We start from the raw sequence: 24146 nt of genomic DNA, 5'->3' as shown, positions 1-24146 counted from the left end.
CACACCGTGAGAACGTCCCGAACGGTCGCAACGACGGGTCCGTCCGTGACCCGGACCCCGATCGTCCGCCACCGCGGCTAGCCTCCGAGGGTGTCGATCACCTGGGCCGGGGCCCTCTCCTGGCGGCTGCAGCAACAGCTCCTCGATCCCGTGGGCGGAGGGTCGGTCGCCGAGGTCGTGCGGCGGCTCGGGGCCGTCCCGGCCAAGGAGGAGCGGCTCGCCGAGCTCACCGTGCGCCTCCGGCGCGCTCGGTCACGCCCCCACGAGGTGGCCCGGGCGCTCGTCGACGGTCGCCTCGTCAAGGTGTACGCGTTCCGCGGGGGCACCCACTACCTCACCCCGGAGGACGGCGGCGCCTACCTCGCGCTGCGCGCGGCCGGCCGTCAGTGGGAGCGGAAGAGCTGGCAGGAGTACTACCGGCTCGGCCCGAAGGACTGGCCGGGGTTCCGCGCTGCCGTGCGCGAGGCCCTCGCCGACGGGCCGCTCACCGTCGCCGAGCTCGGCTCGGCCGTGACCCGGGGCTCCGCCTACCGCCACCTACGCCCCGTCTTCGACGAGGGAGCCGTCACCCTCAGCAAGGCACTGACGTGGCAGGGCGACATGGGGTTCGGGCCGCCACGCGACGGACGGGCGACGTTCCAGGGGCTCGAAGCCAACCCCCGGTGGGCGGGCGTGTGGGACCTCGCTGCGGCGGGCCCGCACGCCGTCCGCGCCTACCTCCACGCGTACGGCCCCGCGACGCCCGAGCACGTCCACTACTGGCTCGGCGACGGCCTCAGCGCCGGACGCCGGCGGATCGACGGCTGGCTGGCGGACCTGCGCGAGCACCTCGAGCCCGTCGAGGTCGCGGGCGGGACAGCGTATGTGCTCGCGGAGGACGCCGACAGCCTGCGCGCGGCCCAGCCGACGGACGCCGTGCGGCTGCTCCCCGGCCACGACCCGTGGGTCATGGGCGCAGGCACGAAGGACGCGCATGTCGTGCCCCCGGCGTTGCGCCCCGCGGTGACGCGGGGAGCCGACGTCGTCCTGCGCGGCGGGGTCGTGTGCGGCACGTGGTCGGTCGTCCGCGGAGAGCTGCGGGTCGCGTGGGCCGCCGGTCACGGATCGCCCCCGAGCACCGCGCTCGACGAGGAGGCCGCGCGGTTGGGCGAGGTCCTCGGGCGCTCGCTCGAGCCGGTCGTGACGACCGCCTGACCGACCCTGACCGACCCTGACCGACCCTGACCGACCCCGACCGACGGGGCAGCGACGGCGAAGGGCACCCACCGGCCGCGGTGGGTGCCCTTCGATCGCAGGGGCGTGCGCCGCTGCGTCAGACGATGGTGGCCTTGACCTCGGCGATGCGCGCGAGCAGTCCGTTGACGAAGGCCGGCGACTCGTCCGTCGAGAGGTCGGTGGCGAGCGCCACGGCCTCGGAGATCGCCACGCCGTCGGGGATCTCGTCGTTCCAGAGGACCTCCCACGCGCCGAGGCGCAGGATCGTGCGGTCGACGGCAGGCATCCGGTCGAGGGTCCAGCCCTGGCTGTAGTCGGTCAGCGCGGCGTTGATGTCGTTCCAGCGCCCGACGACGCCGCGCACGAGGTCCGCGGTGTACGGGTTGTTCGCGGCCCGCGACTCGCGGTCGCCGAGGCGCTCGTCGAGGAGCGTCTCGGCGTTGAGGCCGCGCTGGTCCGCCTCGAAGAGGATGTCGAGCGCCCGGGTACGGGCCTTGCTGCGTGCTGCCAAGGGAATTCGCGTCCGCTCAGTCGTTGACTCGGCCGAGGTACGACCCGTCGCGGGTGTCGACCTTGACGCGGGTGCCGGACTCGAGGAAGAGCGGCACGTTGATCTGGGCGCCGGTCTCGAGGGTGGCCGGCTTGGTGCCGCCGGTCGAGCGGTCGCCCTGCAGGCCCGGCTCGGTGTGCGTGATCTCGAGGACGACCGACGCGGGCAGCTCGACGTAGAGCGGCAGGCCCTCGTTGGTGGCGACGAGCGCGTTCTGGTTCTCGAGGAGGTAGTTGGCGGCGTCGCCGACGACGGTCTCCGACACGTTGAGCTGGTCGTAGGTGTCGGTGTCCATGAAGACGAAGTCGGTGCCGTCCTTGTAGAGGTACTGCATCGTCCGCTTGTCGACGTTGCTCGTCTCGACCTTGGTACCGGCGTTGAACGTCTTGTCGACGACCTTGCCCGAGAGGACGGCCTTGAGCTTGGTGCGCACGAACGCAGGGCCCTTGCCGGGCTTCACGTGCTGGAACTCGACGACGGACCAGAGCTGTCCCTCGATGTTGAGCACCATGCCGTTCTTCAGGTCGTTGGTCGAAGCCATCGTCACAAACCACTTTCGTATGCCGGCCGGTCGGGGCGCGCGCCTCTGGGCACGCCGGATCGCCGGGCGTTCACTGTCTTGGGGAGTTGCCGCACGAGTCTAGCCGGGACGCCACCCGATCGCGGAATCGCGCACACCCGTCGCCGTCCTCGCCGGTGTACGCTGACCCGTTCCCCCGCCCGCAACGCACCGAGCAGGTCGCCACCCACCGCCTCGAAGTCCCGGTGAGTCTGCACCTTCTCGGCGTGCTGCCCTGCACGGAAGGCTGCTGCGCGTGACGTCGCTCGACTCCGAACTCGCCCGGGAGCAGGCCTACCTCGACGACGCGCGGGAGCAGCTGGCCCGGATGCGCCGGCTCGCGGAGTCGCTCGACGCGTCGAAGGCGAGCGATGCGATCTCGGGCGAGGTCCTCGGCTGGGTGCTGGCCCGACGCATCGCGTCGCTGCAGGACGACCCGCGCACGACCCTCTTCTTCGGCCGGATCGACCTCGACCCCACGGACGGGCCGGCGGAGCAGTTCCACATCGGCCGACGGCACGTCTCCGACGAGGCGGGCGACCCCGTCGTCGTCGACTGGCGCGCCCCGATCTCGACCGCGTTCTACCGGGCGTCGCCGCTCGAGCCGATGGACGTCGTGCTGCGGCGTCGGTTCGGCGTCGACAGGGGTCGCCTCACCGCCCTCGAGGACGAGCACCTGCGCGAGCCCGATCAGTCCGGCTCGCCGGCAGGCTCGCTCCTCGCGGCCGAGATCGAGCGCCCCCGCACCGGTCCGATGCGCGACATCGTCTCGACGATCCAGCCGGAGCAGGACGAGATCGTCCGCAGCGACGTGGCCGTGAGTGTCTGCGTGCAGGGTGCGCCGGGCACGGGCAAGACGGCCGTCGGGCTGCACCGTGCTGCGTGGCTGCTCTACTCCTTCCGCGACCGCCTGGACCGCTCCGGTGTGCTCGTCGTCGGCCCCAACCGCGCCTTCCTCGACCACATCGGCGCCGTCCTGCCGTCGCTCGGCGAGGTGCGAGTCGGCCACGCGACGATCGAGAGCCTGCTCGACCACGGCCGGGTGCGCGCCGAGGAGACGGCCGACGTCGCCGCCCTCAAGGGCGACCCGCGCCTCGCGTCGGTGCTGCGCCGGGCCGTCTGGTCGAGCATCGTGCGCCCCACGGAGGCGGTCATCGTACCGCGCGGTGTGCGCAAGTGGCGCGTGCCGGCCTCCGAGGTGGCCGACATCCTCGACGAGCTGGCCGCCCGCGGCGTGCGCTACTCCGCCGCACGCGACCTCCTCCCCCAGCGGCTCGCGCACCACGTCCTGCTCGAGATGGAGCGCGCCGGCGAGGCGCCCGACGACCGCGTGCAGGACGCCGTCGCCAGGTCGGCCGCCGTCAAGACGTACGTCTCGTCCGTCTGGCCCGCGCTCGACCCGCAGGGGGTGCTGAACCGGTTGTGGTCCGACGCCGACGCGCTGCGGGCCGCTGCCGGCGACGACCTGACCGACGCGGAGCAGTCGATGCTGCTGTGGGACAAGCCGGCCCGCACCAAGGGCGCCGCCCGCTGGTCGCGGGCCGACATGGCCCTGCTCGACGAGCTCGACGACCTGCTGCGTCGCCTGCCGAGTCTCGGCCACGTCGTGCTCGACGAGGCGCAGGACCTCTCCCCCATGCAGCTGCGCGCCGTCGGCCGGCGGTGCTCGACGGGCTCGGTCACCGTCCTCGGCGACATCGCCCAGGGCACGACGCCGTGGGCGACCGCGTCCTGGGACGAGGCCATGCGTCACCTTGGCAAGGAGGACCACGACCTCGTCGTGCTCGACCGCGGCTTCCGGGTCCCGGCCGTCGTCATCGAGTACGCCGCGCGCCTGCTGCCCGTCATGGCGCCGGGCCTCGGCGCACCGGTGTCGGTGCGCGACAACCCCGGACGGCTCGAGATCCGACCCGCAGCGGCGGGCGAGCTCGACGTCGAGGTCGTGCGGGCGGTCGAACGCGCTGCGAGCGCTGCCGGCTCGGTCGGCGTCATCGCGCCGGACACCGACGTCGACCGGGTCTCGGCCGCCCTCGCGGCTGCCAGTGTCTCCCACGGCCGGCTCGACCGCGACCACGGCGACGACGAGGACCACCAGGTCGAGGTCGTGCCGGCCAGCGTCGCCAAGGGTCTGGAGTTCGACCGCACCATCGTCGTCGAGCCGGCCGCGATCGCCGCGGCCGAGCCCGACGAGCGCACCGGACTGCGGCGCCTCTACGTCGTGCTGACCCGAGCGGTCTCGGAGCTGACGATCGTGCACGCCGAGCCGCTCCCCGAGGCGCTCGGCGCTGCCTGACGCGGGCTCAGCCGAGCCCCTGGTGGGCCGCCCACCTCTCAGCGGCCCGGTCCGCGGCGGCCGCGACGAGTGCAGCGAGCTCGGGGCGGTCCGGCACGGTGAACGACACGTAGGCCCCGCGCCCGCCCTCGACGGGTCGGCCGTACGCCTTGGCCGCGAGGTGGCCGTCAGGGAGCATCCGGACGTTGAGGGTGTCGAGCCGGAACTCCTGACCCCGGCGGGAGTCGTTCCAGCGCAGCAGCTCCGGGATCGTCACGTTGATCGCCATCGCACTGACGACGAGCTCCTCGTTGTCACTCATGGCATCAGGCTCCCACTCGTCCCGGTCTGATCGCGGTCAGACGCCGATCGTCAGCGCCGCGGTGTAGCCGGACGACGCGCTGCCCGACATCGTCGCGAGCTGGTGGATGCCACCGTCGTCACCGAAGACGTTGTCGCGCTGGAGACTGACCTGTGAGAGGTTGCCGACGCTCTGCTCGTAGCCGGTCGTGGAATAGACCGCCTCGCAGGTGGCCTGGGGCAGGGCGATCTGTGACGTCTTGACGATGGGGCCGCTCGACGTCGCGTCGCTCACCTTCGAGTAGACCTCGAAGTGGATGTGCGGCCAGCGCCCCGCGTAGCAGGCCGGGAAGATCGACGTGAAGGTCGCCGTGCCCGACTCGTCGGTGGCCTGCACGCCGCGCAGGTAGTTCTCGTCGGCCGCGGCCTGGCTGTACATCGAGTAGTTGCCGTCGCGGTCACAGTGCCAGACGTAGACGGCGGCGCCGACGAGCGCCGAGCTCGTCGCGAGATCCTTCACCGTCAGCTTGACCGTGAGGGGCACTCCCTCGGCCGTCGTCGCCGACGAGCCGAAGCTGCTGCGGATGTCGCGGCGCACGATGCCCGAGTCGTCGAGGACGTTCTGGCCGTTGGAGCCGTCGCCCGGGTAGGGACCCGCGGTCTCGTCCGGCGCCTCGACGAGGTCGGCGTCGGCCGTGTCGCCGGAGGTGGCCATAGACGTCCCGGCTGCGGCACTCGTCGTGGACGCCGAGGACGTGCTCGCACTCGTCGAGCTGCTCGTCGCCGATCCGGTCGAGGCCGCGGACGGCGTCCCGGTGCTGCACGCCGCGAGCGCGCCGGCGACCCCGAGACCACCGAAGAGGGTCAGGGCACGACGCCGGTCGACGAGCGTCTGGAGGTCGTAGACGAGACCCCGGTCGTGGTCCTCGATCTCGTGGCCGTGCTCGTCGAGCCAATCGTGCGGAGGAGCCGAGGGAGTACGCGGTGCCATGGGCCGACCCTTTCGTCGCGGGACCCGGTGGTCCCTCCTGAGAAGACTCTGGGAGTCGCGTCCGTGCTGAGCCGTTGCGCCGTCTGTGCGGCCGCTGTGAGAGCGGCTGTCATCGAGGGGCACCCTCGGTCCCAGGCATCACGAACGCTCGTCCTGCGTCCACCGGCCGGGGTCGAGCGCACACTCCTTGACCCTGGAGGCGTCGGGCGTGTCGACCGTGGCGAGGTAGACGTACCACCTGCCGTCGTGCTGGGCGGCGAGGCGACAGGCCGTCGACCATCCCTTGAGCTCGAACACCGGTGACCGGGCCGGGATGAAGCCGGCCGAGTGCTCCGTGGCCTCCGGCAGCTCGGACTGGGTGAGCTCGTTGAGACTCGAGTAGGTGCACGAGACCCGGAAGACCTCCGGTCCGAGCTGGGCGGGTGCGAGCGCCTGCGGCCGATCAGGGCGCGAGCTGTAGGTGACGCCGTCGTGCACGACGAAGTCGGTGAAGTCGATGAGTGCGCGCTGCACCGGCGTGACCACCAGCGGCGGGCAGCCGGTCACCACGACGGTGGTCGCTGCCGGGGCCGCTGGCGGATGCCGGACCGGCTGCACGCATCCCGACAGCGCGCCCGCGGCGACGAGCACCGCGCCGCCGGCTGCAAGCCGCCCTGCGAGGGTCACGACAGCAACGTACGACGTCCGGAGTCGAGCCGGACCGCCAGCCTCGGGCTCAGTCACCACATCGTGACGGGGCGCCCGTCCGTGGCGTCAGACGAGGGCGCGCAGCGCCAGCAGGTAGGACTGCAGGCCGAAGCCGGCGACGGTGCCGGTCGCGACGCCCGCGACGACGGACGTGTGCCGGAACTCCTCGCGCGCGGCCGGGTTGCTCAGGTGCACCTCGACGAGGCTGCGACCGCTCGTCGTCACGATGGCACACGCGTCGCGGACGGCATACGAGTAGTGGGTGAAGGCGCCCGGGTTGAGCACGACGTCGGCGCCGACGTCGACGGCCTCGTGCAGCCAGTCGATGAGCTCGCCCTCGTGGTTGGTCTGGCGGCAGTCGGCGACGAGTCCGAGCTCGCGCGCCTCGCGCTGCACCGCGGCGTGGACGTCGTCGAGCGTGTCGGAGCCGTAGACCTCCGGCTCGCGGCTGCCGAGACGGTTCAGGTTGGGGCCCGACAGGACGAAGACCGTGGGTGCCGTCATGGCCGTGAGTCTAGTGAGCCCTCGCGTCGGGGCGCCGCGACACGAGGCCGTAGGCCGCCTGGAGCAGCGCGTCGTCAGGCCCGGCCAGACGGTTCGGCCGGCCCAACCCGTCGAGCACGACGAAACGCAGCGTCGAGCCCCGGGACTTCTTGTCGCGTCGCATCGCGGTGAGCAGCTCGTCCCAGCGCCCCGCGGCATACGTCGTCGGGAGGCCGAGCGACCCGAGGACCGAGCGGTGTCGAGCGACGAGCGCGTCGCCCTCGGGACCGGTCAGGTGACCGGTGAGGCGGGCGAGCTCGGCGACGTAGACCATGCCGACTCCGACTGCCTCGCCGTGCCGCCACGAGTAGTGCTCCACCTGCTCGATGGCGTGGCCGAAGGTGTGGCCGTAGTTGAGGATCTCGCGCAGCGAGCTCTCGCGCAGGTCCGCGGCGACGACCTCGGCCTTGACCCGGACGGCGCGCTCGATGAGCTCACGCAGGTGCGGGTTGGCGGCGCTGCGCGCCTGCTCCGCGTCGTCGGCGACGGCCATCTCCACGAGGTCGAGGATGACCGGATCGGCGATGAAGCCGCACTTGACGACCTCGGCCAGTCCCGCGACGAGGTCGGCCTCGGGCAGGGTCGAGAGGACGTCGACGTCGCAGAGCACCCCGGCCGGGGGGTGGAAGGCACCGACGAGGTTCTTGCCCTCGGCGGTGTTGATGCCGGTCTTGCCGCCCACGGCTGCATCGACCATCCCGAGCAGGGTCGTCGGTACCTGGACGACGCGCACGCCGCGCAGCCATGACGCCGCGACGAAGCCGGCGAGGTCGGTCACCGTGCCGCCTCCGACTCCCACGACGGCGTCGGTGCGGGTGAAGCCCGCCCGGCCCAGCTGGGCCCAGAGGGCTGCCGCGACCTCGGCCGTCTTGGCGGCCTCCGCGTCGGGCACCTCGGCGACGTGGACGGCATACCCCTGGCTCTCGAGGGCCGCGGTGAGACGCGAGGTCAGCTCCGGCAGCGTCGGGGGGTGGACGACGAGGACGCGCTCGACGTCGTCGCCGAGCAGGTGACCGACCCGGTCGAGGACGCCGGACCCGATGACGACGTCGTAGTCGTCGCCGACGGGGATCGTCGTCGGCTCGGCCGCACCGCTCACGCGCGGGCCGCCTCGAGCTCGGCGACGACGACGTCGACGACCTCCTCGGGCGTGCGTCCCGCGGTGTCGACGCGCACGGTCGCGACGCGCTCGTAGGTGGGGCGACGGTCGTTCATCATCCGCACCCACGATGCGCGGGGGTTGACCGACAGCAGCGGGCGCGAGCGGTCGAAGCCGATCCGCTTGCTCGCGTCGGCGATGGCGACGTCGAGGAAGACGACGGCGTGGCCGGCGAGGGCCACCTCGGTGAGCGGGTCCATGACGGCTCCCCCACCGAGCGAGAGGACGCCAGACTCCTCCGCGAGGGCACGCGCCACCTCGGCACGCTCGAGGTCGCGGAAGACCGACTCGCCGTCGTCGACGAAGATGTCGGAGATCGAGCGTCCCTGCGCGGCCTCGATGGCCGCGTCGACGTCGTGGAACGGCACGCCGAGCCGCGCCGCGAGGGCCTGGCCGACCGTGGTCTTGCCGGCGCCGGGAGGCCCGACGACGACGGCGACCGGTCGGGTCACGTGGTCGTTCACCATGTGCGCAGCCCCTCCCGGATGCCGTCGAGGTATGCCGTGTGGTTGCGTGACGTCTCGGCCACCGAGTCGCCCCCGAACTTCTCGAGGCAGGACTGCGCGAGCACGAGCGCGACCATCGCCTCGGCGACGACGCCCGCTGCGGGCACGGCGCACACGTCGGAACGCTGGTGGATGGCGGTCGCGGCCTCGCCCGTCGCGACGTCGACCGTCGACAGGGCGCGGGGCACCGTGCTGATCGGCTTCATCGCGGCGCGGACGCGGAGCACCTGACCGGTCGACATGCCACCCTCGGTGCCACCGGCGCGGCCGGTGCGACGGGTGATGACGCCGTCGACCATCTCCATCTCGTCGTGCGCCTCGGAGCCACGACGGCGGGCCGTCTCGAAGCCGTCGCCGACCTCGACGCCCTTGATCGCCTGGATGCTCATGAGGGCCTGGGCGAGCTGCCCGTCGAGCTTTCGGTCCCAGTGGACGTGCGAGCCGAGGCCCGGCGGCACGCCGTAGGCGAGCACCTCGACGACGCCGCCGAGGGTGTCGCCGTCCTTCCTCGCCGCGTCGACCTCCGCGACCATGGCCGCGGACCCCGACGGGTCGAAGGCGCGCACCGGGTCGGCGTCGAGACGCTCGACGTCGTCGGGCGTCGGCAGGGCCGCGCCTGCGGGCACACCCGCCGTCCCGATCGAGACGGTGTGTGAGACGAGGCGGATGCCGTAGGACTGCTCGAGGAACCGAGCGGCGATCTCACCGAGGGCGACCCGGGCCGCCGTCTCACGGGCCGACGCGCGCTCGAGCACGGGGCGGGCGTCCTCGTGGCCGTACTTCTGCATGCCGACGAGATCGGCATGACCCGGCCGCGGTCGGGTCAGCGGCTTGTTGCGCGCGACCTCCTTCTCGGCGTTGACGTCGTCGGAGGCGGCGAACGCCTCGTCGCTGACGGCCTCGGGGCTCATCACGGTCGTCCACTTGGGCCACTCGCTGTTGCCGATGCGCACCGCGATCGGCGAACCGAGCGTCAGGCCGTGGCGCAGCCCGCCGAGGAACTCGACCTCGTCCTGCTCGAACTTCATCCGCGCGCCGCGGCCGTAGCCGAGTCGGCGGCGGGACAGGGCGTCCTGCAGGTCCTTCGCGCCGACCTCGACGCCGGCGGGGAGCCCCTCGATCATGGCGACGAGTGCGGGACCGTGCGACTCACCGGCCGTCAACCAACGCAACATGACCCGATCCTCCCACGGGGTCCGTCGTCGCCCCCGACCCGCCCGCTCCGCGGGACCGCGGGCCGGGGCCGGCTCCGTCGGGTTCGGGTCGGTCAGACGAGCGGGCGCACCTGGACGAGGAGCGAGATGAGCAGGCCGAGCAGCATCCACGGGCCGAAGGCGATGTCGTCCTTGCGGGTGCCGCGCCGGCGGACGAGCCGCACGAGCCCGTAGACCCCCGCGAGGATGAACGCGGCGTACGACGCGACCAGGGTCGTCGACACGCTCACGTAGCCCGTCGCGAGACCGACGAGCCCGGCGAGCGTCACGTCGCCGTAGCCGAAGCCGCTGCCGAGCAGCGCGGCCACGAGGGCGAGGACGAAGTAGATCGTCCAGAGGACGGCACCGGCGATCGCCGCCCGCCGCAGCGCCTCCCAGTCGCCCGAGGCGAGGGACGCCAGCGCGAGCTGGGCGACGAGCAGGGGGTATGCCGGCCGCGTCAGTCCGCGCGGGAGGCGGTGCACGTCGGCGTCGATCCAGGCGAGGGCGACCGCGACGAAGGCGAACGCGAGGTAGGCCGGCGTCAGCGCCCAGTCCGACAGCGGACCGAAACGCCAGCCGAGCAGCCCCCAGAGCAGGGCGAGCGCGACGGGGACGACCACCGAGGGCACCCGCGGCAGCGGCCCCGTCTCGTCGTCGAGCCGGTAGCCACCCGTCGCGACGCGGCGACGGAGCACCACTCCGACGAGCGCACCGGCGACGGCGAGCGCCAGGACGAACCACCACGGCGCACCGGGGGCCTCGGCCCACGTCATCGGTGGGATCACGGCTCGTCACGCCGATCGCGCAGCGCCACCCGGAGGGCGTCCGACATGGCGCCGAGCGGTGCGTCGTGACCCGTCATGAGGCGCACCTGCTCGGTGGCCTGGTGCAGGAGCATGTCGGTGCCCTCGGCGACGCTCCAGCCACGCTCACGGGCTGTGCGCTGGAGGCGCGTCTCGCCCGAGCCGTAGACGGCGTCGAGGACGACGGGGCGGTGGTCTCGGTGGGTCGCGACGGGGAAGCCGTCGAGGTCGGGCACCGACGCAGGTGGGACGGTGCTGACGACGGCGTCGACCTCGGCCCCTGCGGCCCACTCCCCCAGTCCGACGGTCTCGACGGTCAGTCCGGCGGCCTCGGCCTGTGCCAGCGTCTCGGGGCGGACCCGGTGCCGGACCATGAGGACGACGCGCCCGCCGGGTGCCAGCGTCGCGATCGCCGAGCGGGCGGTGGCGCCCGACCCGATGACCAGCAGGCTCGTGGGGTCGGTGCACCCGGCGAGGCGCAGCGCCGTCGTGAGGCCGTGGACGTCGGTGTTGTGCGCCGTCCAACCGGACGAGTCGTCTGCGTCGCGCACGAGGGTGTTGGCGGCACCCGTGACCGCCGCGACCCGCGTCACCGTCGTCGCAGCGCGCAGCGCGACCTCCTTGAGCGGCATCGTCAGCGACAGGCCGACCCAGGTCTCGTCGAGCCCCGCGAAGGCGTCGGCGAAGCTGGCCTCGTCGACCTCGCGCCGCTCGTAGGACCAGTGGTGCAGGGCCAGGGCCGCATACGCCGCGCGGTGCAGCACGGGTGAGAGCGAGTGCCCGATCGGGCTGCCCCACACCGCACAGTGTCGGGCGACGCCGCGCCCCTCGCTCAGCACTTGCCCTTGTTGTCGGTGCACCACTTCTGGAACTGGGCCACGTTGCGCTGGTGCTCCTCGTACGTCGCGGCGAACTTCGTCTCGCCGGTGTCGAGGTTGACCGTCACGAAGTAGAGCCACGGTCCGGCCACCGGGCTGGCGGCTGCCTCGAGGGCGCTCTCGCCGGGGTTGGAGATCGGGCCGGGAGGCAGGCCCGTGAACCGGCGCGTGTTGTAGGGGTTGTTGCTGTCGAGCATCTCCTGCGTCGGCACGCCGCGTTTCTTGAAGATGTAGTTGACCGTCGAGTCGAAACCGAGCGACATCTTGGCCGCGAGACGGTTCTCGACGACTCGGGCGACCTTGGGGCGGTCGGAGTCGAGCTGGGCCTCACCCTCGACGAGGCTCGCGACCGTGACGACACGCTCCATCCGGTCGGGTGTGATGCCGAGTGCGTCCAGACGCTTCGTCGACTCGGCGACCATCTGCTTGAGCTGGTCGAGCGCCGTGGCCGTCGGGCCGAACTCGTAGCTCGCCGGGAAGAGGTAACCCTCGAGGTTGCCCTTGGCCGACGGCGGCAGTCCGAGCTCGTCGACCTTCTTGGCCGCGGCGGTGTACTGCGCCACCGGGATGCCCGACGACGCGGAGAGCTTGGCGTAGATCTCGGTCGCCCAGAGCCCCTCGGGGATGGTGACGCGGGTGACGAGGCGGTTCTTCGGGTCGACGAGGATCGAGAGGGCGTCGGACGCCTTCATCTGCTTCTTCATCTCGTAGACGCCCGGCTGGATGCCTGCGCTCTTCGGGTCGTTGTTGGCGGCCTCGATGAAGGCCTTGCTCGACTTGACGACGTCCTGCTCGGCGAGGGTCTTGGCGATCGCGCTGCCGCCCGCACCCTGGTCGACGGTCACGCGGATCTCGCCCGTGCCCGGCCCCGGGTAGTCGTTGGACTCGAGGAAGCCCTCGACGACGGGCTTGAGCGCCTTGTAGGCGACGGCCACGCCGCCACCGATGACGGCGAGGGCGAGCACGATGACGACGAGTCGCCGGAAGACGGACGGCCTTCCCTTCGGCGCACCGGAGGAGCCGCCCTTGCCGCCGCGACGGCTGCTGCGCTTGCGAGCGGCGAGCTCCTGCTCGCGCATCTCGCGTCGGCTCATCGGGGGCGCGGCGTGCGTCTCCTCGACGTGCTCGACGGTCTCCTCGTGGTCGCCGAAGATGGATGTCTCGAGATGGTCCTTCATCGGCGACGTTCCTTCTTCCGTTTGCCCCCCGGCGTGACGGTCTCTCCGGGCGGCCTGCCCGACAGCGCTTCGGTGTCGAGGGCCGACTGCAGGATGAGCACCGCAGCGGCCTGGTCGACGACGGCCCGTTGCCCCCGACCCGGGACGCCGCTGTCGCGTAGTCTGCGGTGCGCGTCCACGGTGGTCAAGCGTTCATCGACCATCCGCACCCCCACCGTACCCAGACGGGCCGCGAGCCGACCGGCATAGTCGCGCGCGATGCGGGCGGCCTCGCCCTCGTCGCCCGACAGCAGCCGCGGCAGGCCGACGACGACCTCGATCGCCTCCAGCTCCCGCGTCAGGGCGACGATGGCCTCGACGTCGCTGTCGGACGCGACGTCGCGGGGCAGCGTGCGCACCGGGTGGGCGAGCACTCCCGAGGCGTCCGACGCGGCGACGCCGACGCGGGCATTGCCCACGTCGACGCCGACGCGTGCCCCGGGACGGGTGCGGGGGTCGGTCAAGTCACGCGCTCCGGTTTCGGAGCTGGTCCTCGACGGTGCCGAGAGCCACCGAGACACGGGTCGCGTCGGTGCCTCCGCCCTGGGCCAGGTCGTCCTTGCCGCCGCCCCCGCCGCCGAGCGCCTGAGCGGCCGACTTGACGAAGGCCCCGGCCTTGAGCCCGGCCTCCCGGGCGCGCTCGTTCGTCGCGACGATGACGACGGGACGACCGTTCGCCACGGAGGCCATCGACACGAGCACCGGCCGGTCGTTGCCGAGGCGGCCCCGCACGTCGGTGACGAGCTTGCGCAGGTCGTCGCCGGTGACCCCGTCACCCGCGTCGTGGCTGACGAACGTCACGCCGGCGATGTCGCGAGCCGACTGGACGAGACCGGACGCAGCCCCGAGCACCTGGCTCTGGCGCACGGCGGCGATCTCCTTCTCGGCGTCGCGCAGCCGTCCGAGGATCGTCGCGATGCGGTCGGGGAGCTCGTCCCGGCGGACCCCGAGCGTGTCGGTCAGCTGGCTGACGATCGTGGCCTCGCGGGCCAGGTGGGAGTACGCGTCGGCACCCACGAGCGCCTCGACGCGTCGCACGCCGGAACCGATCGAGCTCTCGCCGAGCAGCTTGACGACACCGATCTGGCCGACGCGAGGCGTGTGCGTGCCGACACACAGCTCACGCGACCACTCGCCGATCGAGACGACCCGGACCCGTTCGCCGTACTTCTCGCCGAAGAGCGCCATGGCGCCGAGCTTCTTCGCCGCGTCGATGTTCATGACGTCCGCCGTGACGGGCAGGTCGTCGAGCAGCACGGCGTTGATCCGCGCCTCGATCTCACCCATCGCCGCGGCCGGGGGGGCCTGGAGCGACTTGAAGTCGAAACGCAGGCGGCCCGGGGAGTTCTCGGACCCGGCCTGCGTCGCCGTGTCACCGAGCTCGTCGCGCAGGGCCTGGTGCACCATGTGGGTCGCCGTGTGGGCGCGCGAGATCGACCGGCGGCGCACGACGTCCACCTCGGCCTCGGCGTCCTCGCCCAGGCCGGCCTCGCCCTCGAGCACCGTCGCGCGGTGCACGACGAGGCCGGTGATGGGTCGCTGGACGTCGGTGACCTCGATGAGGGCACCGTTCGCGAGGCGGATGTGCCCGTGGTCGGCCTGCTGACCACCGGACTCCGCGTAGAGCGGCGTGCGGTCGAGCACGACCTCGATCTCGTCGCCGGGACCGACCCGGTCGACGACGGCGCCGTCGCGGATCAGCCCCCGGATGCGGGTGTCGGTCAGTGTCTGGTCGTAGCCGGTGAACTCGACGTCACGCCCGAGGGTGTCGGACAGCTGCCGGTAGACGCTCGTGTCACCGTGCGCCGACTTCTTCGCCCGCGCGTCGGCCTTGGCCCGGTCGCGCTGCTCGCCCATGAGCCGGCGGAAGCCGGGCTCGTCGACCTGCAGCCCCTGCTCCGCGGCCATCTCGAGCGTCAGGTCGATCGGGAAGCCGTAGGTGTCGTGCAGCGCGAACGCCTCGGCCCCGCCGAGGGTCGTCGCACCGGACGACTTGGCCCGCGCCACCGCCGTGTCGAGGATCGTCGTGCCCGAGCTCAGGGTGCGCCGGAAGGCGTCTTCCTCGGCGTACGCGACCTGGCTGATCCGGTGGAAGTCGGTCTCGAGCTCCGGGTAGGAGGCCTTCATCCGATCCATGCTGACCGGCAGCAGCTGCTCGAGGGTCGGCGCGTCGACGCCGAGCAGGCGCATCGAGCGGACCGCACGGCGCAACAGTCGGCGCAGGACGTAGCCGCGGCCCTCGTTGCCGGGCGTGACGCCGTCACCGATGAGCATGAGCGAGCTGCGCACGTGGTCGGCGACGACGCGGAAGCGCACGTCGTCCTCGTGGTCGGCGCCGTAGCGACGGCCCGTGAGGTCCTCCGCGGCGGCGATGACCGGGAAGACCTCGTCGGTCTCGTAGATGTTGTCGACGCCCTGGAGCAGGAACGCGACGCGCTCGAGCCCCATGCCGGTGTCGATGTTGCGCTTGGGCAGCTCGCCCGCGATGTCGAAGTCCTCCTTCGACCGGACGTTCTCGAGCTCGTACTGCATGAACACGAGGTTCCAGAACTCGAGGTAGCGGTCGCCCGCCTCCCAGTCGCCGTCGGCGCCGAACTCGCGACCGCGGTCGAGCAGGATCTCGGAGCACGGGCCGCCGGGACCGGCGACGCCCATGTTCCAGTAGTTGTCCTTGCGCCCGAGGCGCACGATGCGGTCGTCGGAGAGGCCCGCGATCTTCTTCCAGAGCGCGATCGCCTCGTCGTCCTCATGGTAGACGGACGCGTAGAGGTCCTTCTCCTCGAACCCGAGGCCACCCTCGGCCTGGCTGCGGGTGATGAGCTCCCACGCCAGCTCGATGGCGCCTTCCTTGAAGTAGTCGCCGAAGCTGAAGTTGCCGTTCATCTGGAAGAACGTGCCGTGTCGGGTGGTCTTGCCGACCTCCTCGATGTCGAGGGTCCGCACGCACTTCTGCACGCTCGTGGCGCGCGAGAACTGCGGGGTCTCCTGACCGAGGAAGTACGGCTTGAAGGGGACCATGCCGGCGTTGACGAACAGCAGGTTCGGGTCCTCGTGCACGAGCGGGGCGCTCGGCACGACGGTGTGGCCGCGGCTGCCGAAGTACGAGAGCCAACGACGCCTGATCTCAGCGGTTTCCATGATGAGTCCTTGGGGTCGACGGGTGTGGTCTGCGGGAGCCCGTCGCGCGTGCGGACGGGCGGGCGGGGCGGGGTCAGCGAGGCGCCTCACTCGGGCGCGGCTGACCCCCGGGGAGCTCGCCTCGCCGGCTGCAGGCCACCGCTCCGGGTCGGCCTGGGTCCCTTGTGGGCCACGGTCATCGTCCTTCGGTCGTCGGCGCACGCTCGCGCCGAGGTGGTTCAACCCTAACGGACCGCGTGAGACTCGTCCCACCACCTTTGCCCGGGTATGCCGCTGGGCCGGCCCCCGTGCGGGAGCCGGCCCAGCGGCACACGTCGTGCTGCGTCGCGCCCTCGGCGCTCACTCCGTGCTCAGGCGGAGTGCTCGACCTCCGCGACGAGGTCGGTCTTGACCTCCGGGAAGTGGCACGCCTGGAGGTGGACGCCGCCCTCACGGAAGGTCCGGGTCGACTCCTCGGCCGTCGCCGAGACGAGCGGCGGCTCCTGCTGGGCGCAGATGTCCTGCGCCTTCCAGCACCGGGTGCGGAAACGGCAGCCGCTCGGCGGGTCGATCGGGCTCGGCACGTCGCCGACGAGGCGGATGCGCTCCTTGGGGGCGATGCCGCGCGCGACGTTGATGTCGGGCGCCGCCGAGAGCAGGGCCTGGGTGTAGGGGTGCTCCGGGGCCTCGTAGATCTTCTTCTTGTCGCCGTACTCGACGATCTTGCCGAGGTACATGACCGCGACCTGGTCGCAGAAGTGGCGCACGACGCCGAGGTCGTGGGCGACGAAGATGAACGCGAGGTCGAGCTCGTTGCGCAGCTTGGCCAGCAGGTTCATCACCTGCGCCTGGATCGACACGTCGAGGGCCGACACCGGCTCGTCGGCGATGATCAGCTTCGGCTCGACCGCGAGGGCCCGCGCGATGCCGATGCGCTGGCGCTGGCCGCCCGAGAACTCCGACGGGTAGCGGTTGATGTGCTCCGGGTTGAGGCCGACGAGCTCGAGCAGCTCCTGCACGCGAGCCTTCTCCTTGCCCTTGTGCAGGCCGTGCACGCGCAGCGGCGTGCTGAGGATCGCCCCGACCGTCTGCCTCGGGTTGAGCGAGGAGTAGGGGTCCTGGAAGATCATCTGCACGTTGCGACGGATGTCTCGCAGCTCGTGCTCCTTGAGGTGCGTGATGTCGCGCCCCTCGAACTCGACGGTGCCGCCGGTGGGCTCGTCGAGCCGCGTCACGAGACGGGAGGTCGTCGACTTGCCGCAGCCGGACTCTCCCACGAGTCCGAGGGTCTGGCCCTCGTTGACCGTGAAGCTGATCCCGTCGACGGCCTTGACCGTCGCCTTGACCATGCGCAGGCCCTGGACCTCGCGGAACGGGAAGTGGCGCTGGAGGTCGGTGACCTTGAGCAGCGTCTTGTCGCTCATCGGACTCCCTCGTCGTGCTGCAGCGTGGCCACGGGGTCGGCCAGGTGGCAGCGGATCTCACGGTTGGACAGGCCCGGCGTCGGGCGCCACTCGGGCAGCTGGGTCCAGCAGGTGTCGCCCTCGACCTGCGTCTTGAACTCGCAGCGCGGGTGGAACGAGCAGCCCGACGGCAGGTTGAGCAGGCTGGGCGGCGTGCCCTTGATCGCCTTGAGCTCCTCGAGGTCCTCGGAGTGCGAGGGCAGCGACTGGAGCAGGCCGTAGGTGTAGGGGTGCGACGGCTGGGCCAGCACCTCCTTGGCACTGCCCTTCTCGACGCCGCGACCGGCATACATCACGAGGATGTCGTCGGCCGTCTCGGCGACGACCGCGAGGTCGTGCGTGATGAGGATGACCGCCGAGCCGAACTCCTTCTGGAGGTCGTTGACGAGGTCGAGGATCTGCGCCTGCACCGTGACGTCGAGAGCCGTCGTGGGCTCGTCGGCGATGAGCAGCTTCGGGTTGTTGACGAGTCCGAGCGCGATCATCGCGCGCTGGCGCATGCCGCCCGAGAACTCGTGCGGGTAGGAGTTGGCGCGCCGCTGCGGGTTCGGGATGCCGACGAGGTCGAGCATCTCGACGGCACGCTTGAGGGCCACCTGCTTGCTCACCTTGTTGTGGGCCTGGTAGGCCTCGGCAATCTGTCGGCCCACCTTGTGGAACGGGTGGAGCGAGCTCTGCGGGTCCTGGAAGACCATTGCGGCCTTGGTGCTGCGGATCTTCTGGAAGGTCGAGTCCGGTGCACCGACGAGCTCGAGGCCGTCGAGCTTGATGCTGCCGGTGATCTGCGTGCGCTTGGGATTGTGCAGGCCGAGCACCGCCATGCTGCTGACCGACTTGCCGGAGCCGGACTCGCCGACGATGGCGAGCGTGCGGCCCAGACGGGCCTGGTAGGTCAGGTTGGAGACGGCCTTGACCACGCCCTCCTCGGTGGGGAAGGCCACCGAGAGGTCGTTGACGTCGAGGACGACGTCGCCGGCGTTGCGGGCTTCTGTGGTCTGGGTCGAGATGGTGTTGACGGTCGCGGTCACGAAAGCCTCACTCGCGGGTCGATGAAGGAGTACGCGATGTCGACGACGAGGTTCATGACCACGACGACGACGGCTCCGATGAGCACGGTGCCCATGATGACGGGCAGGTCGAAGGACCTGAGGGCCGCGAGGCCGCGACGGCCGATGCCGTCGACACCGAAGATCTGCTCGGTGATGAGCGTGCCGGTCAGCAGCGCGGCGATGTCGAGACCCAGGATCGTGGCGATCGGGCTCATCGCGGCGCGGAAGCCGTGCTTGAACAGGACCGTGCGCTCGTGGATGCCCTTGGACCGTGCCGTACGGATGTAGTCCATCGAGAGCGTCTCGATCATCGAGTTGCGGGTGTAGCGGACGTACGACGACGCCGTGACGAGCCCGAGGATCAACGCCGGAGCCAGCATGCCCATGAAGTACGGGCCGACTCCTGCGGATATCGAGGAGTACTGCGGAAGGACGTTCCACAGGATGACCGGGTAGAGCGCGACGAGGAGCGCGAGGACGTAGTACGGGATCGAGCCGAGCACCTGGGAGGCGCCGACGAGCCCGCGGTCGGTCGCGGAACCGCGGCGGACCGCCGCGATGATGCCGAGCGTCACGCCCACGGTCACGAACACGACGGCGGCCATCAGGGCCAGCACGACGGTGTTCGGGAAGCGGGTGAAGAGCTCCTCGTTGACGGAACGACGCGTCACGAAGGAGAAGCCGAGGCAGGGAGCACCGCAGTGGACGGTGTCACCGGCGTAGACGAAGTCGCGGCCGACGAAGAGTCCCTTGAAGTAGGTGAGGAACTGCTCGATGAGGGGCTTGTCCAGCCCGATGCTCTTGGTGATGGCCTCGAGCCGTGCGGGGTTGCACTTGGTCTCGGGGCACATGGCCTGGGCCGGGTCGGCGGGGCCCGCGAAGAACAGCAGGAACGCCGAGACCAGGGTGGCCATGATGACGCTCAGGGCGAGAGCCAACCGCCTGAGGATGTACGTGAGCACGTTTTGCCTTCCAAACGAGGTGGGCGCCGGTGGTGGGGGCCCGGGAAACCCGGACCCCCACCACGGCTGTCAGTTCAGATCTTGCTCCCCCGGAGGGGCGCTGTCACTGACGACTTACTGGTCGAGCCACACGTCGGTGAGGTCCGGCATACCCTTGTTCGGGTTGTTGTGGACGTTCTTGACCTTCGTGCCGAAGACCGAGTTGCCCTTGTCGTTGTTGTCCGGGATGGCCAGGAGGTAGTTCTCCGTCAGCCACTTGTCCATCTTGCCCCACTCCGGACCCTGCTCCGTGATGGAGAGGGCCTGGATGCGCTTGATCTCGGCGTCGATCTTGGCGTCGGAGAAGTTGCCGAACGTCGTGCTACCACCCGAGAGGGCGATCGTGCCGAAGGTGGGCGGGATGATCGAGTCGGCGGACGGCCAGTCGAAGCACCATCCACGCGGCGACTGGAGCATGTTGTACTTGCCCTTGGGGTCGCTGACGATCTTGCGACGCTCGGCTCCGGGAACACCGATGTCCTGAACCTTGAAGCCGGCGGCCTCGAGCTTCTGCTTGCGGACCTGGTTGACCTTCTGGGCGATGTCGTCGTCGTTCGTGTAGTAGTAGATGAGCTCGAACGGCTTGTCGGGGCCGTAGCCGGCCTTGGCAAGCATGTCCTTGGCCATCGTCGGGTTGCCGTCGCCCTGGCCGTTCATCTTGACGCCCGGGACAACCTCGGCCGTGTAGTCGAGGTGGCCGGGGATCTGCGGCGGGATGATCGTGCTGGCGGGCGAGAACGAGTGCGTGGTCTCACCGCCGGCCTTGTGGATCGAGTCGAAGGGCCACGCCACGGCGATGGCCTTGCGGATCTCGAGCGGGATCTTGCGGGCGTCCATGTTGACCATGAGCACGCACGAGGAGGGGCCCTCCTCGAACTGGGCCTTCTTGTCGCCCTCGATCTGCGGGATGAGCGAGGAGTCGATCGGGTCCCAGTTGAGGCTCGTGGCGTCGTCACCGTTGGAGGCGAGGATGGCCGTCTGCGTCTTGATGGTGTCGACGCCCCACTTGAAGTGGAAGCCGTCGGGGTAGTTGTGACGCGCCGGGTCCGTGGCGGGGTCCCAGTTGGGGTTGCGCTTGAGGACCAGCTCGGTGCCCGGGGTGTACTTGTCGAACATGTACGGACCGGTGGCGAGCGGGTGCAGCTGGTAGTCGGCCTTCTTGTCCTTCGCCTCGGGGATCGGCGTGAACTGGTTGAAGGAGACGAAGTAGGGCAGCGTCTCGAAGCGCTTCTCGAGGTGGAAGACGACGGTCTTGTCGTCGGGGGCCTCGACACCCTTCCAGTTCTTGTCGCCCTTGTACGGGCCCTGGTAGTCGGCGCCACCCTTGAAGAACTCGCGCTGGTACGTCGGGCCGTTCGCCGCGAGGTCGGGGTCGAACGAGCGCTTCGCGGCGAAGACGATGTCGGCGGCCTTGACCGGCGTGCCGTCCTCGAACTTGACGCCGTCCTTGAGCGTGAACGTCCACGTCAGGCCGTCTTCGGACGCCTTGCCGAGGTCGGTCGCGAGGTCCGGAACGAGGACCTGCTTGCCGTCACGGCTGACGTAGGTCGTCAGGGCGCGGTGCGTGAGCGAGAAGATGACGGCCGTGTCCTGGAAGAACTGGTCGCTCGGGTCCATGTTGGCGGGCGTCGAGGCGTAGGGCACCGTGAGGATGCCGCCCTTCTTCGCACCGGGGACCTCCGGGGCCGGGCCCTTGGCGTTGGGGTCGAGGGCGGCACCGGCGGTGTCGACCTTGCCGCCCGTGCCGTTGGTGCCACCGGCACCGCCGTTGTTGGCGGCAGGTGCGCCGCAGGCCGCGACGAAGCCGAGGGAAGCCGCGGCTCCCACGGTCAGGACTTTGGTCCAGCGCATTGTTGTTTGCTCCCTTTGTGCTTGTCCCGGCGTTTTGCCGAGAACATCTGATGACCGTGACCCGGTGGGGTCAGCGGCGGCTGGTGGGGTCGAACGCGTCGCGGATCGAGTCGCCGAGCAGGCTCAGGGCGAGGACGAGGAGCGACAGGCCGATGACCGACGGCCAGAGCCACAGGGGGTACGTGGCGAAGAGGTTCTGCGCGTCGGCGATGGTGCGACCCCACGACGCGGTGGGCTCGACGAGACCGGCACCGAGGTAGCTCAGCGTCGCCTCGTAGGTGATGTAGGCCGGCACGGCGATCGAGGCCGACACGATGATCGGGCCGACGAGGTTGGGCAGGATCTCCCGGAAGAGGATCGAGCGGGTCGGCACGCCGATGGCTCGGGCGGCCTGGACGAACTCCCGCTCGCGCAGGCTCTTGACCTCTCCACGCACGAGTCGGGCCAGACCCATCCACCCGAACACCACGAGGATGACGATGAGGACCCAGAAGCGGATCGTCGAGGTCTCCTCGGGGGTCAGGTCACCGCCGGCGGCGATGCGCTTCTGCATGATCGGGATGATCGCCAGGACGAGGAGCAGGATCGGCAGCGACAGGAAGAAGTCGATGACCCAGGAGATGACCTTGTCCGAGGCGCCACCGAGGTAGCCGCCGATGAGGCCGAGCGCCACGCCGACGACGGTCGACGCGAAGGCCGCGACGAAGCCGATGATGAGCGAGGGGCGGGCGCCGTAGGCCCAGCGGGCGAAGAGGTCGCGGCCGAGGCGCGGCTCGACCCCGAGCCAGTGGGCCGAGCTGGCCCCGACGGTCGGCAGACCGTTGAAGTCGACGAGCTCGGTGTGCACGGTGCTCGGGTCGGCCTTCGCGCCGGTGATGGGGTCGACCGCCTCGAGCGAGACGAGGAACGGGGCGAAGATCGCCACGAGCAGGAAGAACAGGATGATGGCGAAGCAGATGATCGCGACCTTGTCCCGCTTGAGCCGGGCCCAGGCCACCTGGCCGGGAGAACGTCCGGTGCGGACCTCCTGGTGCTCAGGGGCGGTCGTCGAAGACGTCTCCTCGGATTCCTCGATCAGCGTTGCTGCTGAGGGCTCCGGCATTGCGTTCAACGCGTTGTCTCCATCCTTGTGGGATCACATCCGACCCGGGGATTCGTCACCCGAGCCGCCCTCGGGAGCGCACCAGTTGATCCGGATGCCACCCCCGCCGGGACGACGTGAGCCTGCCACACAGTTTCGCGCTGTCCAAGCATCGAGACGTGCATGGATGACAAATCGTTACCGAGTACCGCGTCCCGCGACACAATGTCCGTCCACGCGCGGCGGGCCCGAAACAATCCCCGACCACGCACCGGCTGACACGTCCGCCGCTCACTCTCCGCGCGTGCGCCCCAGACGTCCCGAGAGCCATTCCCAGCGCGCCCGGAGGCGCTCCTCGAACCCACGGTCCGTGGGGCGGTAGTAGCTGACGGTGTCGTGGAGGTCGTCCGGGAGGTACTGCTGCGCGGCGACCCCGTCGGGCTCGTCGTGGGCGTAGACGTAGCCCTTCCCGTGGCCGAGGCGCTCGGCCCCGGCGTACCCGCTCCCCCGCAGGTGCGCGGGGACGACGCCGCCGCGCCCCGCGCGTACGTCGGCGATCGCCTCGTTGATGCCGAGGTATGCCGCGTTGGACTTGGGTGCCATGGCGTTGTGCACGACCGCCTGGGCGAGGATGATCCGCGCCTCCGGCATGCCGATCTGCGCCACCGCGTGCATCGCGGCCACGGCGGTCTGCAGGGCGGTCGGGTCCCCCATGCCGACGTCCTCGCTCGCGGAGATGACGATGCGGCGGGCGATGAAGCGGGGGTCCTCCCCCGCTTCGAGCATCCGCGCCAGGTAGTGCAGGGCAGCGTCGACGTCGCTGCCGCGCATCGACTTGATGAGGGCGCTCGCGACGTCGTAGTGCTGGTCGCCGGCGCGGTCGTAGCGGACGGCTGCCTGGGCGACGGCCTGCTCGACGTGGGCAAGAGTGATCTGGACGGGGTCGTCGCACGTGCGACCGGCCGGCTGCGCGTCGAGCGCCACACCCGCGGCGGCCTCGAGAGAGGTCAGCGCGCGACGGGCGTCGCCGCCGGCGATCCGCACGAGGTGCTCGGTGGCGTCGGCGGCCATGGTGTGCGCACCGTCGAATCCCCGCTCGTCGGTGAGCGCAGCGGCGAGGAGCTCGGCGATCTCCTCGTCGGAGAGCGACTCGAGCGTGACGAGCACCGACCGCGACAGCAGCGGAGCGATGATGCTGAACGACGGGTTCTCGGTCGTGGCGGCCACGAGGATGACGGTCCGGTTCTCCACGCCGGGCAGGAGCGCATCCTGCTGGGCCTTGGTGAAGCGGTGGATCTCGTCGAGGAAGAGCACCGTCTGGCGGGCGTAGAGGTCGCGCTCGCGCACGGCCGACTCCATGACCGAACGGACGTCCTTGACGCCGGCCGTGACGGCCGAGAGCTCGACGAAGCGGCGCTCCGCCGCGGTGGCGACGAGGTGGGCGAGCGTCGTCTTGCCCGTCCCGGGCGGCCCCCAGAGGATCGCGGACAGCGGTCCGGCGGCCCCGCCGGAGCCCTCGATGAGCCGGCGGAGCGGGCTGCCGGGGCGCAGCACCTTGGCCTGGCCCCGGACCTCGTCGAGGGTGCGGGGCCGCATCCGGACGGCGAGCGGGGCGACCCCTGCCGACGCGGGCTGCTCGCCGCGCTCGGCGGCGGAGGCCGCACCGAAGAGGTCCTCCGTGCTGTTCGACATCACTGTGGAAGGCTAT

Annotated in this window: 22 protein-coding genes; 2 read left to right on the top strand and 20 right to left on the bottom strand. The window is 70.9% G+C overall.

Features of this window, described 5'->3' with window-relative positions:
* Positions 1 to 90 precede the first annotated feature (90 nt).
* The gene (locus ASH01_RS13310; protein WP_056776465.1) at positions 91 to 1194 is read left to right on the top strand and encodes a DNA glycosylase AlkZ-like family protein; all 1104 of its coding nucleotides are present in this window, start codon (positions 91 to 93) and stop codon (positions 1192 to 1194) included.
* A 118-nt stretch (positions 1195 to 1312) separates the two neighbouring features.
* On the opposite strand, the gene nusB is transcribed toward ASH01_RS13310, so the two are convergent.
* Positions 1313 to 1726 (bottom strand): transcription antitermination factor NusB, encoded by a 414-nt coding sequence (nusB, locus tag ASH01_RS13305; protein WP_056776463.1) that lies wholly within the window; start codon positions 1724 to 1726, stop codon positions 1313 to 1315.
* Positions 1727 to 1742: 16 nt separating this feature from the next.
* Complete coding sequence (efp, locus tag ASH01_RS13300) at positions 1743 to 2306, bottom strand: elongation factor P (protein WP_020143980.1); 564 nt, start codon at positions 2304 to 2306, stop codon at positions 1743 to 1745.
* A 274-nt stretch (positions 2307 to 2580) separates the two neighbouring features.
* Here efp and ASH01_RS13295 point away from each other — a divergent pair, with 274 nt between their 5' ends.
* Positions 2581 to 4617, top strand: coding sequence for a HelD family protein (locus ASH01_RS13295; protein ID WP_056776460.1), 2037 nt, complete (start codon positions 2581 to 2583; stop codon positions 4615 to 4617).
* 7 nt (positions 4618 to 4624) lie between these two features.
* Here ASH01_RS13295 and ASH01_RS13290 read toward each other — a convergent pair whose 3' ends face one another.
* The 18 genes from ASH01_RS13290 to ASH01_RS13205 all read right to left on the bottom strand — a co-directional run bounded on the left by ASH01_RS13290 (position 4625) and on the right by ASH01_RS13205 (position 24130).
* The gene (locus ASH01_RS13290; RefSeq protein ID WP_056776459.1) at positions 4625 to 4918 is read right to left on the bottom strand and encodes a hypothetical protein; all 294 of its coding nucleotides are present in this window, start codon (positions 4916 to 4918) and stop codon (positions 4625 to 4627) included.
* A gap of 36 nt (positions 4919 to 4954) precedes the next feature.
* Positions 4955 to 5887: an intradiol ring-cleavage dioxygenase gene (locus ASH01_RS13285; RefSeq protein ID WP_082619824.1), complete on the bottom strand. Its 933-nt coding sequence runs from the start codon at positions 5885 to 5887 to the stop codon at positions 4955 to 4957.
* A 138-nt stretch (positions 5888 to 6025) separates the two neighbouring features.
* Entirely contained in the window at positions 6026 to 6553 is a 528-nt protein-coding gene (locus tag ASH01_RS13280; RefSeq protein ID WP_056776455.1) for a hypothetical protein, read from the bottom strand.
* Positions 6554 to 6640: 87 nt separating this feature from the next.
* Positions 6641 to 7078: a type II 3-dehydroquinate dehydratase gene (aroQ, locus tag ASH01_RS13275; protein WP_056776452.1), complete on the bottom strand. Its 438-nt coding sequence runs from the start codon at positions 7076 to 7078 to the stop codon at positions 6641 to 6643.
* 10 nt (positions 7079 to 7088) lie between these two features.
* Positions 7089 to 8216 carry a 3-dehydroquinate synthase gene (gene aroB, locus ASH01_RS13270; RefSeq protein WP_056776450.1) on the bottom strand — a complete coding sequence of 376 codons (1128 nt, stop codon included), beginning with the start codon at positions 8214 to 8216 and terminating at the stop codon, positions 7089 to 7091.
* Positions 8213 to 8743: a shikimate kinase gene (locus ASH01_RS13265; RefSeq protein WP_056776449.1), complete on the bottom strand. Its 531-nt coding sequence runs from the start codon at positions 8741 to 8743 to the stop codon at positions 8213 to 8215. The genes aroB and ASH01_RS13265 overlap by 4 nt, the downstream gene beginning before the upstream one ends.
* A complete protein-coding gene (gene aroC / locus ASH01_RS13260) occupies positions 8737 to 9957 on the bottom strand; it encodes a chorismate synthase (RefSeq protein WP_056776446.1) in 1221 nt (406 codons plus the stop codon). Before aroC ends, ASH01_RS13265 begins: the two co-directional genes overlap by 7 nt.
* Before the next feature lie 92 nt (positions 9958 to 10049).
* The gene (locus tag ASH01_RS13255; protein WP_056776444.1) at positions 10050 to 10751 is read right to left on the bottom strand and encodes a prepilin peptidase; all 702 of its coding nucleotides are present in this window, start codon (positions 10749 to 10751) and stop codon (positions 10050 to 10052) included.
* Positions 10752 to 10759: 8 nt separating this feature from the next.
* A complete protein-coding gene (locus tag ASH01_RS13250) occupies positions 10760 to 11620 on the bottom strand; it encodes a shikimate dehydrogenase (protein ID WP_056776442.1) in 861 nt (286 codons plus the stop codon).
* Positions 11614 to 12837 carry an endolytic transglycosylase MltG gene (gene mltG / locus ASH01_RS13245; protein WP_056776440.1) on the bottom strand — a complete coding sequence of 408 codons (1224 nt, stop codon included), beginning with the start codon at positions 12835 to 12837 and terminating at the stop codon, positions 11614 to 11616. The genes ASH01_RS13250 and mltG overlap by 7 nt, the downstream gene beginning before the upstream one ends.
* Entirely contained in the window at positions 12834 to 13340 is a 507-nt protein-coding gene (ruvX, locus tag ASH01_RS13240; RefSeq protein WP_056776437.1) for a Holliday junction resolvase RuvX, read from the bottom strand. Before ruvX ends, mltG begins: the two co-directional genes overlap by 4 nt.
* Position 13341: 1 nt before the next feature.
* A complete protein-coding gene (gene alaS, locus ASH01_RS13235) occupies positions 13342 to 16014 on the bottom strand; it encodes an alanine--tRNA ligase (protein ID WP_056776432.1) in 2673 nt (890 codons plus the stop codon).
* A gap of 350 nt (positions 16015 to 16364) precedes the next feature.
* On the bottom strand, positions 16365 to 17417 hold the full coding sequence (locus tag ASH01_RS13230) for an ABC transporter ATP-binding protein (protein ID WP_056776430.1): 1053 nt from the start codon (positions 17415 to 17417) through the stop codon (positions 16365 to 16367).
* Positions 17414 to 18484 carry an ABC transporter ATP-binding protein gene (locus tag ASH01_RS13225; RefSeq protein WP_056776428.1) on the bottom strand — a complete coding sequence of 357 codons (1071 nt, stop codon included), beginning with the start codon at positions 18482 to 18484 and terminating at the stop codon, positions 17414 to 17416. The genes ASH01_RS13230 and ASH01_RS13225 overlap by 4 nt, the downstream gene beginning before the upstream one ends.
* Complete coding sequence (locus tag ASH01_RS13220; protein ID WP_235508745.1) at positions 18481 to 19467, bottom strand: ABC transporter permease; 987 nt, start codon at positions 19465 to 19467, stop codon at positions 18481 to 18483. Before ASH01_RS13220 ends, ASH01_RS13225 begins: the two co-directional genes overlap by 4 nt.
* A 114-nt stretch (positions 19468 to 19581) precedes the next feature.
* Complete coding sequence (locus ASH01_RS13215) at positions 19582 to 21357, bottom strand: ABC transporter substrate-binding protein (RefSeq protein ID WP_056776426.1); 1776 nt, start codon at positions 21355 to 21357, stop codon at positions 19582 to 19584.
* A 70-nt stretch (positions 21358 to 21427) separates the two neighbouring features.
* Complete coding sequence (locus ASH01_RS13210; RefSeq protein ID WP_056776422.1) at positions 21428 to 22459, bottom strand: ABC transporter permease; 1032 nt, start codon at positions 22457 to 22459, stop codon at positions 21428 to 21430.
* Between the two features lie 270 nt (positions 22460 to 22729).
* The gene (locus ASH01_RS13205; RefSeq protein WP_056776419.1) at positions 22730 to 24130 is read right to left on the bottom strand and encodes a replication-associated recombination protein A; all 1401 of its coding nucleotides are present in this window, start codon (positions 24128 to 24130) and stop codon (positions 22730 to 22732) included.
* Positions 24131 to 24146 lie beyond the last annotated feature (16 nt).

The organism is Terrabacter sp. Soil811, assembly GCF_001429655.1.
Taxonomy (GTDB): Bacteria; Actinomycetota; Actinomycetes; order Actinomycetales; family Dermatophilaceae; genus Terrabacter.
Note: the sequence above shows the minus strand (reverse complement) of the source record. Positions and strands in the feature narration are given on the sequence as shown.